The following is a 14,485-nucleotide window of genomic DNA, read 5'->3' on the forward strand; positions in this document are numbered from 1 at the left end:
AAATGGGTTCTGCTTCAACGAAAAAAACCAGGTCAGAATATTCTGACCTGGTTTTGTATTTTGTACTGATTTGAATGATTTGATTAGTCTCGATAGAAACGAGTCAACTCTTCAAACAGCAGTGGATCGCGGATGGAATCGCTGGCGAGACGTGCTCGGAAACGATGGTTTCCTTCGAGAGTACCCCGCACGATGACCTGGTATTGCACTGAATCTCCAGGTGCCAGGTCTCCCAGTGACTTGAAGACGACAACGCCGTTTTCAGCGATGTGCTGAGTAGGGCCGGTTGCAGAGATCAATTCTACCCCGGGAGGCAGTTCACAGGAAACCGAGACGTTGGAAGCAGACTTACTACCATCGTTCTGAACGACGACTTTGTATCCGGTTTCCGCACCGATTTCGACAGGGTCATCCAGATCGGCGATTTCGAGAACCAGTTGTGCTGTGCCTTCAATCCGAGTCTGAATCTGAGCATCTGATTTTACGTTGTGCTCAGAGATGGCCCGAACATGATGGACATAGTTACCAATGGTTTTGGTCTTCAATTCCAGATTGACACTCGCAGCCTGACCTGGCTCCATACGTCCCAGGAACCAGCTGATGGTGGAATCTTCCGGATTAAACTGACCGCCATGATCGGCTTTGACAAATTCGAACCCGGCTGGAATTTTGTGTAAGACACGGACATTGTTTGTTGCAGCAGCTCCGTCGTTCAGAGTTGTGATGACATACTGAGCACTGCGACCTTTATAACGCAGTCCTGGTCCATCGATGGCAACCTGTACTTTAGGAGCAATCACATTCACACGTGCTTGAGTCGCCTGCTGGAGACCACCTTCTGCTTTTGCCAGAACATTGACAACCTGTTCGCCGCCCAGGACGGCAGCCAATGCCAGACGAATGGTACGAGTCTCACCCGGATTGAGTGATCCAACCTGCATTTGCAGATACTCGGCTGTTACATGTTCCAGTCCTTTAGGAATTTCTGCTTCAAGAACAACGTTGTGTAATGTTCCTGTTCCTGGATTGGAGATCGTCACAGACTGCGAAGCAGGCTCGCCGATCATCACATTCGTAGGTCCTTTGACGGCCACTTGCAGCAGTGGTTCTGCTACCGTAAATGATTCCGTTAAGACGTTGGTAAAGCGAACATTAGCAGAAGCTGAAATCGCACCACGCTGACTGGGAATCATGCTAATCGTAATTGATTTTGTTTCACCGGCTTTCAGTGACTCAAATTTCCATTCCAGGTGATCGCGGCTTGAATCCGGACGAGGAACAGAATTGGTCAGTCGAACAGAAACAGGAAAGTATGCTTCTACTAAAACATCTTTAACAGTCCGCTTCCCTTCATTTTGAACGACCAGTTCAAACTCACATTCCTGGCCTACGTTGATTTCGCTCTTCTTAATCCACTTGTGAGAAACCTTTGAGCTGACAACTTCAGAAGAAACACCGACGGGCTTCGTATTCAATGCCGGTTCATTGCTGCGACGGCTGCGTGGCGTAGAGGAAATCGTAATTCCCGTAGGCTGAGTTGCTTTGTTTTCCTGTTTCTTATTCCCGAAAGTCAAATGGTGTTTGTTTTCGACTGTTTTTTGATCTGGAATCCGAGGAACGACTACATTGGATGGATTGGACGCGGGAGCCGGTTGATTGAACTCCGTTGGCAAACGAAATTGCTGTTTGCTGTTTCCAGCTGCACTGACCTGCTGAATTTTTCCTTGAGCAGATTGACGATTGCCCTCTTGAAATTCGGCATGAACAATGTTGTTCTTACCAGTCTGCTGAGAAGTGAACTCTTCAAAGCGATATTGTTTCTTGCTGTTGCCAGACTCAGCATGGCCCACCTGCTGAAAGGGAGACTGGCTTGTCGCTGGCGTCTGTGCTTTGGCGTCCAGCCGACGATAAGGCCGTTCCTGCCCGAACAGTTCTTTATAGTAATTCGGAACCTGTGAGAGCTTGGCTTTTCCAGTTGGCTTATACTGAGCTGCCTGACGTGAGACAGCTGCTTTCTGCCGGGGCTGTGAAATGGTGATGTGACCTGTATTACTTTCAGGCACAGCTTTCGTCTCCGGTTGCCCCGAGTAGAACTCCCTCGTCGATTTTGACGGAGGAGCGGAATCAAAGGGAGACCTTGATTCAAACATGCGATCATCGGCGGTTGCGATACTCGCACTCATTACCATAGTTGAAAATATCGCGAGCATCTTTTTTCCGCGTCGCATTTTGATTCTCCTTACCGATTGGAATTTACTGCTGGATAGGGACTGATTTGTGTGTTGGATTGACATGACGAGAATTGTGAGAGCTGGTGAGATCAAATAAATTTCAAAACGGTGTGCTATTATTATCCATCTCTCTTTATCGGGTGTGAGGATTCCCGGAATTGAACCAGATATGCTGATTTTTTAAAATAAACCGAAATTATAAGATTTTCCGGTTATGACGATTTCCCGGCTTCTTCAGAGACTGAAACAGCATATTTTTCGCAAGCTTATATGATATATGGCATTACGCAGTTGGATTTATCAGCGGTCACCGTAAAATCAATGCGTGCCATCCCCCTGTGATCCCAACGGGAAATCAGGTCTCGGACTCCCCTGCCCGATGAATCAATCCAGGCTGTCCCATTTTTTGAATGCCCTTGATTGACTCATGAATGCAACCACCAAAAATGACAAGAGGCTGTAGAAAGCCTTTCGCAAATGTAAACTTGTCCCCTGTCTGTCAGAATCATGAATATCGAGCTGTCCCCTATTGAACGAGCACATCACCAAGACCGGACGATGAAAATCTATATGCTGGGCTGCGTTGATTTCGATTCTTTACTGGTATTACAGGAACGTGCGGTACAGGAACTGCGAAGAGCGCAAAATGAAACGGCTGTGCTTTTCATTTGTGAACATCCACCGCTGATTACGGTCGGACGTGAAGGCAGCCACGCCCAACTTTCGGGGTCTTACCAGGAATTGAAAGCGGGACAAATCGAGGTCCGGTGGGTCAATCGAGGCGGGGGCGCGATTTTACACACTCCGGGACAACTGGCGGTGTACCCTGTCCTCCCCTTAAAGCAGTTGGGGATCGGGGTTCAGGACTATCTGAGTCGACTGGAACAGGCGATCATAGCCATGGCGGCGGAGCAAGGCGTTGAAGCACAGGTCCAACCCGGTTCGACAGGAATTTCCAGTCGTTGTGGGCAGTTTGCCTGCCTGGGGGCTGCGATCAAATCCTGGATTTCTTACTATGGGTTCTATATTAATGTTTCACCAGATATGAAATTACTGCGCTTGATTGACTCCAATCGATACGACCATCGCCTGACATCGCTGTCTGCCACGCTGACGCGGGAGGCCAGCATGAGTTCTGTTCGCGAAAGTATCGTGCGGAATCTTGTTTCGCGGTTCGGATACCGGGACACCCCCATTTTCACACGACACCCCTTATTGAATAGAGTGAAGAAAAAAGTTTATGTCCACACTTAATATTCTGACAGACACTCAACCTGCCCCTCGGCAGCGACTTCCCAAGTGGTTGAAAAGGCCACTCCCCAAACCGGGCATGTCATTCACCAGCAATGTAATCGACGATTTAAATCTGGTGACCGTTTGTGAAAGCGCCAAGTGCCCGAATCGCACGGAATGCTGGTCGCACAAGACGGCCACGCTGATGATTCTGGGCAACGTCTGCACCAGACCCTGTGGGTTCTGCTCCATCGCAAAAGGAAAAACAGAGACCGTCCAAATTGATGAGCCGGAACGCGTTGCTGAAGCAGCAGCCCGATTGGGTCTGGAACATGTGGTGATCACATCGGTCACGCGGGATGATCTCCCTGATGGCGGCGCTGAGCATTTTTATAACTGCATTCTGGCAGTACGTGAGCGCACGGGGGCAGACATCGAAGTTTTGACCCCCGATTTCCGCGGCGACCGCGCTGCCATTCATCGTGTCACCGAAGCCCATCCCGACGTATTCAATCACAACACCGAAACGGTTCCCCGGCTCTACCATCGGGTTCGCCGGAATGCCGTCTATCAGAGAACCCTGGATCTGCTGATTCAAGTCAAAGAAACTGATCCGACCATCATCACGAAAAGTGGTTTGATGCTGGGACTGGGTGAAACCAGAGAAGAAGTACTGGAAGTCTGTGCCGACCTGCGGGCTGCCGGCTGTGATATGATTACGATTGGACAATATCTGCAACCAACGCCTGAGAACTTGCCGGTCGAACGATTTCTTCCGCCGGAAGAGTTTGATGAAGTGGGAGATCAAGTCCGGGCGATGGGCTTTAAACTGGTTGCCAGTGGCCCGTTTGTCCGCTCCAGTTATAACGCAGGCGAAATGGCGGCTGTCCTGGGAAATGATTCCTGAATGCCCACCCCGATCGTTGTTCCTTCGTTAGGCAATGTGAACCGCCAACTCAAGGTGAGCTTATGGCTCACGCGAGCTGGAGAACAGGTTGTTTCAGGAGATCGTGTTGTTGAACTGTTGATGCCGGGAGTGACCTTTGATGTTGAGTCTCCCTGTACGGGAACTGTCATCGCGTGTGAGTGTCAGCCGGGGGTTGAAGTCGAGGCAGGCACGGTATTAGGCTGGATCGAACCTGCTGACGTTGATGAACCTGAGCTGGGAAGTTGATCTGTTTGATCAGAATGGGAACCAAGAATGACAACCGATCAGATACGAGGTCATCAATCGATACTGGAAATGCTGCAACGTGCCCTGTCCCGCAGCCGCTTGCCGCACGCACTCCTGTTTGCCGGCGATACCGGGATTGGTAAAAAACGAGTCGCCTTGTATCTGGCACAATGTTTGTTTTGTGAGCAAACATCAGCAGACGATTTGTCGAGCTGCGGCGAATGTGCTTCCTGTAAACAAATGGCGGCGGGAACTCACCCCGATTTAATTTCGGTCGAGTGCCCTCCTGACAAAGCGATCTTGCCGTTGAGCCTGATCATCGGGGGAGATGACCATCGCGGCCGCGAAGGCGTGTGTTATGAAATGTCATTACGGCCGATGTCGGGGGATCGGCGGATTGCCATCATTGATGATGCAGACAAAATGAATGCGGAAAGTGCCAACGCTTTACTCAAAACGCTGGAAGAACCGTCGGCCAATTATTTAATGATATTGATTGCCAGCGAGCTGGACGCGATCCTGCCGACGATTCGATCCCGATGTCAGTTAATGCGTTTCGGACGCCTGTCACAAGAGGATGTTGCCGATTTGTTAATGGAACAACAAATACTCGATTCCGCGGAACAGGCAAACCAGATTGCCCGGCTGGCAGAAGGATCTCTCAAAATTGCCAGCCAGCTTCTGGACGAGAATCTGGAAACGCTGCGAGTCAAGATTACTCGAATTCTGAGTCAGCACCCATTCCAGCCTCAAGTCTTTTCTCAGGCCGTCATGCAAGCCATTGATGACATCGGAGGCAATACGGCAGCACAACGAAAAACAGCGAACTGGGTCATTAAATTTTGCGCTGATTTTTATCATCAGGCATTGCAGTTTGCGGCTGGTTACGATTCGGGTTTTGACACAGAGCAAATCAGAAAGTTTGTCGCTGGGATTCCGGGTGCAACGGAAGACCAGATTGAGAAAATTGGGAATCTGCTGGATCGGATGTTGCAGACGGAAGAAGAAATCGCGAGAAACGCCACGATCGCACTGTGCATCGAAAGCTTAAGCGAAGATCTGAGAGGTATACAAATGAAATAAGAGCCGATCATGGATGACCTGATTCAAAATCAATGGCTTTTCAAAAAATTCATTTTCCCGGGAAAAAGTAAAGATTGCCCGATCAAGATTGGCTATACTAAAATGATCTGAGCAGCCTCATTGTTTATTCACTGTTTTTCTCTATTCAATTCTGGCGGCTTTGCTCAAACTCAATTCAATGAAATTGTCATAAATGAATACTGAAGTTTCAGGTTATATTGTTCGCTATGGTTCTACCCGGCTGATTGGCGAATTTTCTTTTAAGGGTCAGACTGAGCTCCCGCGTAATGCGGCGGTGATCATCAAAAGCGATCGCGGCCACGAGTGGGGTGAAGTCCTCTCGCCGGCAACGGAGCGTGTTCGCTCTTTCATGAAAACATCCGAGCCGACAGGACGCATTATTCGGATGGTCACAGATGATGATTATCGCACGCGCGATCAGAATCGTCATGAAGAACGAAAAGAATTCCAGGGATGCCAGGAACTGGTCAATGAATACAAGCTGCAAATGCAGCTTGTCGATGTCGAGCATCTTTTTGGCAGCGAACGGGTCGTCTTTTATTACCTTGCTGAAAAGCGTGTTGACTTTCGTGAACTGGTAAAAGCGCTGGCACGCAAATATCGATCGCGGATTGAAATGCGCCAAATCGGAGTGCGTGATGAAGCCAAGCTGCTGGCCGACTATGGTGATTGCGGCAAAACGGTTTGCTGTGGAACGCATCTGACAGAAATGCCTCCCGTTTCCATGAAAATGGCCAAACTGCAAAAAACGTCACTGGATCCGAATAAACTCTCAGGACGCTGCGGGCGGCTCAAATGCTGCTTGCGATACGAATATGACACCTACAAAAGCTATAAGAAAGAACTGCCTCCCATCGGATCAACCGTGATCACAAAACAGGGGGAAGGCAGAGTGACGAACCAGGAGATCCTTTCTGAATGCGTGCAGGTGGTCTATCCTGACTCGCGGAAAACAATTGTCCATAGAAAAGAGATTCTGGAAGTCATCAAAAAGAAAAAGGGAGAAACTCCTACGAATCAATGAGCGGATTCGACTCATGAAACAGGGTTCCCACGATTTTGAACAGTAAAAAACGGCGAACAGGATTGATTTTCGTGAAATTCTCATCGATAATTTTTCACGATCTGAAGTGTTATCTGATAAGATAGTCTTGACCAAAGTCGCTCAGATCGAAACACTAGAATAAGAGACTGCTCTCAAGACCGTAGTTATAAAGCTTTCTAAAGGGTATGGGTGAAATAATGACATCTGCCACAAATCTTTCCCGACCAAAATTGCAGTATCACCCCAATGCATATGATTTTGTTTTTGAAGCATTGCAACAGGCGCAAGAAATTTATGCGCGTACGGTCACCAATGAGAATGAGCAGGATGAAGCGCATGTTTCCGGTCAGGAACTGCTGGAAGGCGTAAGAGAACTTGCTGTAAAACAGTTTGGTCTGATGACGCTGACTGTATTTAAACAGTGGGGCGTGCATGCCACCAAAGATTTCGGGAAGATGGTCTTTGAGATGATCGAGCATGGCAGAATGCGCAAAACGGAAAATGATCGGCTGGAAGATTTTGTCGACATCTATGATTTCGAACAGGTCTTCGATACCAATTATGTGATTGACACGAGCCAGGTCTTCAATCGAAGTACAGCAGAACAGTCATAGTCCGACTCTCCCTCATTTTCTCTGCCATTGCGGCTGACTTCCTGTTTCAGCCCTGCTCTTGGCGCTGCTTTTAACTTTTGCGTTTAGCGAACTTTGTTAAGTTACTGTTATTGCAAAATGAGTTCCACGTGCTACACTCCCCGAATAGAGTTTTTGCTAGAGTTTTTAACTTGTAACTTTTTGAGCATTCAAAATTGCGTGCTGATAGTTGCCCGGAATCAATTGAGGTTTTGAGGTTTTACAACAAGATTTACAACAGCTTTTAAAATGGGGTTAACTCTAAGGATGAGGTTTTCTTTCCGCGCTCGATTCTCTCCCGTACGTTTTCTCACAACTCTCATCACCTTAACTTTCTCGGCCTTGTTCTGTTCGGCTTCGCTGATCGCTGCAGACACAACTACCAGTGCCCCTCCCGAGGCTGGTTCTGAGACCGTTGTCATCAGTTGGCTGGTGGCAATTGCTGGTGCGATCTTTGCTTTATTTACCGCCTACCGCTTCTTCTGCTGGATGGTAAATCAAAGTGAAGGTGACCCTAAAATGAAAGCGATCGCCGAGCATGTTCGTGAAGGTGCCCGCGCTTATCTGGATCGGCAGTTTAAAGTCGTTACCGTCTTTTTCGCCGTCGTCTGTGCTTTACTGGCCTTCATGGCCTTTGGCTTGAATACACAATCACACTGGGTCCCCTTCGCATTTTTAACCGGGGGCTTCTTTTCTGCTTTAGCAGGCTGGTTCGGCATGCGGACCGCGACTCTTGCCAGTGCACGAACCGCCCACGCCGCAAAAGATTCATTAAACAATGGCTTACAGGTTGCCTTCCGCAGTGGCGCTGTGATGGGGTTGGTTGTGGTCGGCTTAGGCCTGCTTGATATCAGCCTGTGGTTTGGCGTGCTGCACTGGGTCGTCAAAATGGACCTGGCGGAGATCACCGTGACGATGCTCTGTTTTGGTATGGGAGCGAGTAGCCAGGCTTTATTTGCACGTGTCGGCGGTGGTATTTTCACGAAAGCCGCAGACGTCGGTGCTGACCTGGTGGGTAAAGTCGAAGCGGGTATTCCGGAAGATGATCCGCGCAACCCGGCCACGATTGCAGATAACGTCGGCGACAATGTTGGTGACGTCGCCGGCATGGGTGCTGACCTTTATGAATCGTACTGTGGCTCGATCCTTGCCAGTGGCGCCCTGGGCGTTGCCGCCTATCATGGCTACCCCAAAATGCAGATGATGTGCCTGTTACTGCCGATGTGTCTGGCAGCGATCGGAATCTTTCTTTCAGTCACCGGTATCTTCATGGTGAAAACAGAAGAAGGCGCATCACAAAAGAACCTGTTAAAAGCACTCGCAAAAGGAATTGACACCAGCGCGATTGGCGTCATCGTGGCTTCGTTTGCGTTGGTCTGGATTATGCTGGTGATTCCTTCTCAGTCTTCAGGCATTCCTGCTGACTCCCCCTTACTGGTTGGTACACCTTTATTCGGCGTGTTCGGTGCGATTGTTTGCGGCCTGGTTTCAGGTTGGCTCATCGGTAAGTGGACCGAATATTCAACCAGTGATGAATTTAAACCGACCCGTTTTATTGCGGACCAATCTTCCACAGGTCCTGCTACAGTGATTATCGCCGGGATTGCCGAAGGCTTTTACAGTGTCTGGATTCCGATCCTGGTAATCGGCGTTGCGATTATTCTCGCCTTCGGATTATGTACCGGATTTGATTTCGCCAATTCACAGATTTTCGCGATGGGCCTGTATGGTGTTGCGATCGCCGCCGTCGGCATGTTGAGTACGCTGGGTGTTACTTTAGCGACAGACGCCTATGGCCCGATTGCTGACAACGCCGGTGGTAATGCTGAAATGAGCGGACAGGAACCGTTTGTTCGTCAGCGAACCGATGCCCTGGACAGCTTGGGAAATACAACCGCTGCTACGGGTAAAGGATTCGCGATTGGCTCTGCCGCCTTGACTGCCCTGGCACTGCTGGCGGCTTATGTCGAAGAAGTCCGGATTGGATTTGAACGCTGGGTCGAAAATTCAGCGATCGTGGAAACGATCTCTGATGATATGGCGAATGCGTCTGCCTTAAAGCTGAGTTCAAACTGCATCGCCCTCCGGACAGTGAACTCAGCAGGAACAGAACCCGAACATAACAACCAGGGATTTTTGCTGTTTCCGGCTTTGAATGTTTCTCAGAAAACTCCTGGTCGGGAGAAAATCGAGAAAGCAGAAGTCGGCGCAACAATCCGGGGTCTCAATATCACTGAGCTACTGGAACGGGGAGAATGCGTAGACGTCAAGAAGGCGACCGTCCCCGATTTCTCGCGGTTCTATAATTTCTCACTACTGAACCCGAAGGTGCTGGTCGGCATCTTCTTCGGCGTGATGGTCGCATTCGTCTTTTGTGCGATGACCATGAAAGCGGTGGGCCGTGCGGCCGGGGCGATGGTAGACGAGGTGAGGCGTCAGTTCCGGGAAATCGCGGGAATTATGGAGAATGAAGCCGAACCCGATTACGCCGCCTGTGTCGAAATCAGTACCGCTGCCGCCCAGCGTGAGATGATCCTGCCTGCAATGCTGGGATTACTTTCACCGGTTGCCGTCGGAGTCATTCTGGGAGTTCCCGGCGTGGTTGGCCTCCTGGTAGGTGCCTTGACGAGTGGGTTTGCAGTTGCCATTATGATGGCTAATGCCGGTGGTGCCTGGGACAATGCCAAGAAGTACATTGAAGCAGGTGCTCATGGCGGCAAAGGAACTGATGCGCACAAAGCCACAGTAGTTGGTGATACCGTTGGTGATCCATTTAAAGATACGAGTGGACCGAGCCTGAATATTCTGATCAAATTGATGAGTATGGTTTCTGTTGTCATAGCCGGGTTTATTATTCAATACGCATTAGAGTTATTTTAAGTATTTGAAACAGGCTAAAGGTCACGAAAATCAACACTGAACCTTCTCAACAACCCGATTCCATTGAAAGTGCGTCCAGCTTAGAGCGTGCCTGTCTGTGTGCTAAGATCTGTGATCAATTCAAAGGCAAAGACACCGTTGTACTCGATGTCTCCAAGATCACCCCTTTGTTTGATTACTTCATTATCACGACTGCTTCAAACATGAGGCAGAGTAACGCGATCGCAGAGGAGATTCGCGTATTAATGAAGCGCGACAGCACGCACCGCCGCAATATCGAAGGCAAGGACAGCGAATGGATTCTAGGCGACTATGGGGACATCGTTCTGCATATTTTCACCGAAGAAACTCGTGAACTCTATGATCTGGAACGCCTCTGGGCCGATGCCACCAAAGTCGACTGGCAGTCCCATAACGCTGACAAAGCAGATTCTGTCTGACATCGGGCAGAAGAGACCGCTGTTTCTACCATTCTCCGCGCCCAGCGTGTATTCTGGGCGTCATCCATTGGATTGTCACATACATTTTCCATTAAAGAGAGAGATCAGGGTCTCAGTACTGGAATGATCACATGAATATTCTCGCTGAACTTAGAAAACGATTTGAACCTGTTCTGGCTGAATGGACCGATGATCCGTCTTCGGTCATCGAAATGCTTAAAGCGTCTCAAGATGCCAAATTTGGTGATTACCAGGCCAACTTCGCAATGCCTCTGGCAAAACGAATACAGGGTACCAATCCCAGAGATCTGGCGGCGCAAATCGTAGAGAAAGTTGATCTATCTGATCTCTGTGAGCCACTGGAAGTCGCTGGTCCCGGATTTATCAATATCAAACTGAAACAAGACTGCCTGGAAGAACAGACACAGCAGCTTGTCACTGATGAACGACTGGGAGTTGCGGTTACGGAAACCCCGCAAAAAGTCGTGGTCGACTTCTCGGCCCCCAATGTGGCCAAGCCAATGCATGTGGGCCACCTGAGAAGCACCGTCATCGGGGACGCCAACTACCGGGTACTGAAATTTCTGGGACATGACGTAGTCGGCGACAACCACATCGGCGACTGGGGTACCCAGTTCGGGATGATCATTTTCGGATATAAGAACTTTCTCAACGAAGCCGCCTTCCAGGATGACCCAGTCCATGAACTGGCGCGGCTGTATCGACTGGTTAACCAGCTCTCCGATTACCACGCGACCAAGAATGCCGTTCCCCTGCGGCAGAACGATCTTGAGCAACAGGAAGCCAGGCTTCTTGAATTTGAACAGAATGCTAGTATCAGTAGCAATCCGCCTGACAAAAAAGCCCAGAAGCAACTCAAAAAATTGAAAGCAGATATCGGGGAACGAAAATCCAATATCAATTCCATGCAGGAAAAGCTGTCTGACCTGGAACAGAATGAAGATCTCAACAGCAAAGCAATCGCGTTTCCCGACATTGCCCGACAGGCGCGTGAAGAAACCGCCAAGCTACACGCGGGCGATGCCGACAATCTCGCGCTCTGGAAACAGTTCCTGCCAGAGTGCCTGGAGGCGATCCAGACAGTCTATGATCGGCTGGACATTCACTTTGATATGTCTCTGGGCGAAAGTTTTTACCACCCCATGCTGGCTGATGTCGTCGCTGACCTCAAACAAAAGGGACTCGCTGAAGAAAGCCAGGGCGCGATCTGTGTCTTTGTGGAAGGCTTCAAAGCCCCCTTCATTGTTCAGAAGCAGGATGGTGCCTTCACCTATGCCACGACGGATCTGGCGACAATCAAATATCGAGCTGAAGAACTGAACGCGGATCGCGTGCTGTACGTGGTTGACTCTCGACAGAGCGAACATTTCCAACTACTGTTTGCCACTGTGAAAGAATGGGGCTTCAAGGATCTGGAATTGCAGCATGTGAGCTTTGGGTCCGTTCTTGGCAAAGACGGGCGACCGCTGAAGACAAGAGCCGGTGATAATGTCGGCCTGGAAAGTCTGTTGGATGAATCGATTCAACGAGCCTACACGATCATCGCAGAAAACGATGAAGCCAAACCGGACGGTCCGGAACTGAGTGAAACAGAACGTCAGCAGATTGCCGAAATCATCGGCCTGGGTGGTATCAAGTACGCTGACCTGAAACACAATCGAGACAGTGATTACATGTTTGACTGGGATAAAATGCTGGCGAACCGGGGAGACACGGCGACCTACATGCAGTATGCGTATGCCCGTGTCGCAGGCATTTTCCGAAAAGGAGAAATTGACCGCGAGGCCCTGCGAGAAAATCAGTCAGCCCTGCGTCTGCAGGATGAGACGGAATGTGCCCTGGCACTACAGATCAACCGTTATTCAGAGATCCTGGACAGCGTCGGAATTGAGGCACGGCCCAATTATCTGACTAACTACCTGTTTGAACTCTCGAATCTCTTCAGTTCGTTCTACAACCAGTGCCATGTGCTGAAAGCCGAAGAGGAGCAGGTGAAAACCAGCCGACTGCTGCTCTGTGATTTAACGGCCCGGGTGATTGAGCATGGCTTGTCCCTCCTGGGAATTCGAACCTGCGAGCGAATGTAGTTTGCACGACCAGCTCGTTTGAACAAGACGTAAAAAAAACGCATTCCAATTTGGAATGCGTTTTTTATTTAATATTACCCGGCAAGGGCTCGAACCTTGACTAGCAGAATCAAAATCTGCTGTGCTACCATTACACTACCGGGTAATGCAGTTTCTGTATTTCAGACACAGTAGCTCAGCTCGGGTTCGCCACGGTAGCAGCTTTGAACCCGGCACCGGAGTTTATTGAATCAGGAAAGATCTGGCAAGAGTTCTCTAAGAGAAATTCAGCATCTTTCCAATTCACTAATCGTTACGCAGCTTGAGGTTCATCTCTGTCAGTTTTTCACGAATTTCGTTGAGTGACGTCACACCGAAATTACGGCTGGCCAGCAACTCATCCGGGCTGCGACGTAGTAGTTCACCAATGGTGCCAATTCCAAGACGCGACATACATTTTCGTGAACGGACAGAAAGCCCCAGATCGGAAATGGGCTTTTCCGTAACCGGGTTATCAGCCAACTCGGGTGGCAAGGCTGCATAGCCGCCTTCTGTTCCCAGAGCCTCGTGCAGGTTCTGACCGATGTGCAAGCCGAACGAGGAGAGCATCTCGCGAATTTCATCGAGAGAGGTCTGACCGAAGTTCTTGCCGGCTAACAGATCGTTTTCACTGACCCGTGTCAGGTCACCCAGCGTATGAATATCCATCGCATGCAGACAGTTGCGGCTGCGAACTGAAAGTTCGAAGTCGGTCACAGGGCGATCGAGCAATTGTTTCATGCGGGCTTCGTTGCGTGCGGTCTCTTCATCGTAGTACATGTTATCAGCCGCTTCGATGTCCTTGAGGTACATCGCAGCCATTTCGTTATTCGGATCTGCTTCGAGAATCCGACGGAAACAAAATGCAGCAGCGGGATAGTTTTCCATATCCTCATAGAGCAGTCCCAGATTCAGGATCGCGCCAAGATAAAAAGGAGGGCTGGAAAGTGATTGTTCATAAAGGCGAATCGCGTCTTCGTCGTTTCCACGTGAAGCGTTTTCACCTGCCAGACGGAAAATCGCTCGCGAGTGACGCGGGTCCATGTCGACGGCACGTTCGAAATATTCAATCGCTCCGTACAGATCGCCTCGGTCCGAGCGGATACATCCCATCTGGAACGAATACTCTGCCCGGCCGGCGGCATCTTTGGCGATGGATGAAAGAATCGCTTCTGCTTCGTCCAGTTTTCCTACCAGACGTAGCGTTTCTGCTCTTCTGAGAGAGCATTCAATTGAATCGTAGCCCAGCTTGGCTGCTACTTCTAACTGCTTGTCGGCTTCGTCGTACCGTTTCAAAGCGATTAAGGATACCGACTGATAGAAACTGGCTGTTGCATTGTCTTGCACTTTCTCAAGTTGCAAAACCGCATCTTTGTGTTGTCCCAACAAATGCAAAGCGATGCCGGCTCTTGCAGTCAGCCCGACGGAAGCCTCGCCTTCTTCAATACTTCTGACGAGCGCCTGCACTTCATTGCGTAACTCAGAAACCTGATCAGAGCAGACAATTTCGGACAACTGTTCTACATCCGAGAATCCTACGCCTTCGGAGCTTTGTAATACACCTTTTACGTCAATTAATTCGTCGACACTCACACTATTTTCCTTTATTGCAGCTGGCGC

Annotated in this window: 11 protein-coding genes and 1 tRNA gene; 9 read left to right on the forward strand and 3 right to left on the reverse strand. The window is 49.6% G+C overall.

From position 1 onward, the window contains the following. Positions 1 to 83: 83 nt before the first annotated feature. On the reverse strand, positions 84 to 2,228 hold the full coding sequence (locus Pan241w_RS20440) for a COG1361 family protein (protein WP_198000049.1): 2,145 nt from the start codon (positions 2,226 to 2,228) through the stop codon (positions 84 to 86). 561 nt (positions 2,229 to 2,789) lie between these two features. Between Pan241w_RS20440 and Pan241w_RS20445 the strand changes: the two genes are divergently transcribed. The 9 genes from Pan241w_RS20445 to argS all read left to right on the forward strand — a co-directional run bounded on the left by Pan241w_RS20445 (position 2,790) and on the right by argS (position 12,847). Next, positions 2,790 to 3,485 carry a lipoyl(octanoyl) transferase LipB gene (locus Pan241w_RS20445; protein ID WP_145219408.1) on the forward strand — a complete coding sequence of 232 codons (696 nt, stop codon included), beginning with the start codon at positions 2,790 to 2,792 and terminating at the stop codon, positions 3,483 to 3,485. Next, complete coding sequence (gene lipA / locus Pan241w_RS20450; protein WP_145219410.1) at positions 3,472 to 4,371, forward strand: lipoyl synthase; 900 nt, start codon at positions 3,472 to 3,474, stop codon at positions 4,369 to 4,371. Before Pan241w_RS20445 ends, lipA begins: the two co-directional genes overlap by 14 nt. Next, complete coding sequence (locus Pan241w_RS20455; RefSeq protein ID WP_145219412.1) at positions 4,372 to 4,638, forward strand: lipoyl domain-containing protein; 267 nt, start codon at positions 4,372 to 4,374, stop codon at positions 4,636 to 4,638. It begins immediately after the preceding gene. A gap of 27 nt (positions 4,639 to 4,665) precedes the next feature. Then, positions 4,666 to 5,721: a DNA polymerase III subunit delta' gene (gene holB / locus Pan241w_RS20460; protein WP_145219414.1), complete on the forward strand. Its 1,056-nt coding sequence runs from the start codon at positions 4,666 to 4,668 to the stop codon at positions 5,719 to 5,721. A gap of 193 nt (positions 5,722 to 5,914) precedes the next feature. Further along, complete coding sequence (locus tag Pan241w_RS20465) at positions 5,915 to 6,766, forward strand: PSP1 domain-containing protein (protein ID WP_145219416.1); 852 nt, start codon at positions 5,915 to 5,917, stop codon at positions 6,764 to 6,766. A 218-nt stretch (positions 6,767 to 6,984) separates the two neighbouring features. Next, positions 6,985 to 7,401, forward strand: a complete 417-nt coding sequence (locus Pan241w_RS20470) for a Minf_1886 family protein (protein WP_232107212.1) — start codon at positions 6,985 to 6,987, stop codon at positions 7,399 to 7,401. A gap of 285 nt (positions 7,402 to 7,686) precedes the next feature. Continuing rightward, entirely contained in the window at positions 7,687 to 10,299 is a 2,613-nt protein-coding gene (locus tag Pan241w_RS20475) for a sodium-translocating pyrophosphatase (protein WP_232107213.1), read from the forward strand. Between the two features lie 107 nt (positions 10,300 to 10,406). Further along, a complete protein-coding gene (gene rsfS / locus Pan241w_RS20480; protein WP_232107491.1) occupies positions 10,407 to 10,739 on the forward strand; it encodes a ribosome silencing factor in 333 nt (110 codons plus the stop codon). A 131-nt stretch (positions 10,740 to 10,870) separates the two neighbouring features. Beyond that, positions 10,871 to 12,847, forward strand: coding sequence for an arginine--tRNA ligase (gene argS / locus Pan241w_RS20485; RefSeq protein ID WP_145219421.1), 1,977 nt, complete (start codon positions 10,871 to 10,873; stop codon positions 12,845 to 12,847). A gap of 74 nt (positions 12,848 to 12,921) precedes the next feature. Here argS and Pan241w_RS20490 read toward each other — a convergent pair. Together Pan241w_RS20490 and Pan241w_RS20495 are read right to left on the reverse strand one after the other, a co-directional pair. Next, positions 12,922 to 12,992 (reverse strand) — tRNA-Gln (locus Pan241w_RS20490). 140 nt (positions 12,993 to 13,132) lie between these two features. Continuing rightward, complete coding sequence (locus Pan241w_RS20495; RefSeq protein WP_232107214.1) at positions 13,133 to 14,458, reverse strand: DNA-directed RNA polymerase subunit alpha C-terminal domain-containing protein; 1,326 nt, start codon at positions 14,456 to 14,458, stop codon at positions 13,133 to 13,135. Positions 14,459 to 14,485 lie beyond the last annotated feature (27 nt).

The organism is Gimesia alba (genome assembly GCF_007744675.1).
In the GTDB taxonomy this organism is placed as follows: Bacteria; Planctomycetota; Planctomycetia; order Planctomycetales; family Planctomycetaceae; genus Gimesia; species Gimesia alba.

What these genes read in the sequence shown, in the direction of transcription:
- Pan241w_RS20440 (WP_198000049.1), bottom strand. Translation starts at nt 2,228, where the DNA reads ATGCGACGCGGAAAAAAGATGCTCGCGATATTTTCAACTATGGTAATG.
- Pan241w_RS20445 (WP_145219408.1), top strand. Translation starts at nt 2,790, where the DNA reads ATGAAAATCTATATGCTGGGCTGCGTTGATTTCGATTCTTTACTGGTA.
- lipA (WP_145219410.1), top strand. Translation starts at nt 3,472, where the DNA reads ATGTCCACACTTAATATTCTGACAGACACTCAACCTGCCCCTCGGCAG.
- Pan241w_RS20455 (WP_145219412.1), top strand. Translation starts at nt 4,372, where the DNA reads ATGCCCACCCCGATCGTTGTTCCTTCGTTAGGCAATGTGAACCGCCAA.
- holB (WP_145219414.1), top strand. Translation starts at nt 4,666, where the DNA reads ATGACAACCGATCAGATACGAGGTCATCAATCGATACTGGAAATGCTG.
- Pan241w_RS20465 (WP_145219416.1), top strand. Translation starts at nt 5,915, where the DNA reads ATGAATACTGAAGTTTCAGGTTATATTGTTCGCTATGGTTCTACCCGG.
- Pan241w_RS20470 (WP_232107212.1), top strand. Translation starts at nt 6,985, where the DNA reads ATGACATCTGCCACAAATCTTTCCCGACCAAAATTGCAGTATCACCCC.
- Pan241w_RS20475 (WP_232107213.1), top strand. Translation starts at nt 7,687, where the DNA reads ATGAGGTTTTCTTTCCGCGCTCGATTCTCTCCCGTACGTTTTCTCACA.
- argS (WP_145219421.1), top strand. Translation starts at nt 10,871, where the DNA reads ATGAATATTCTCGCTGAACTTAGAAAACGATTTGAACCTGTTCTGGCT.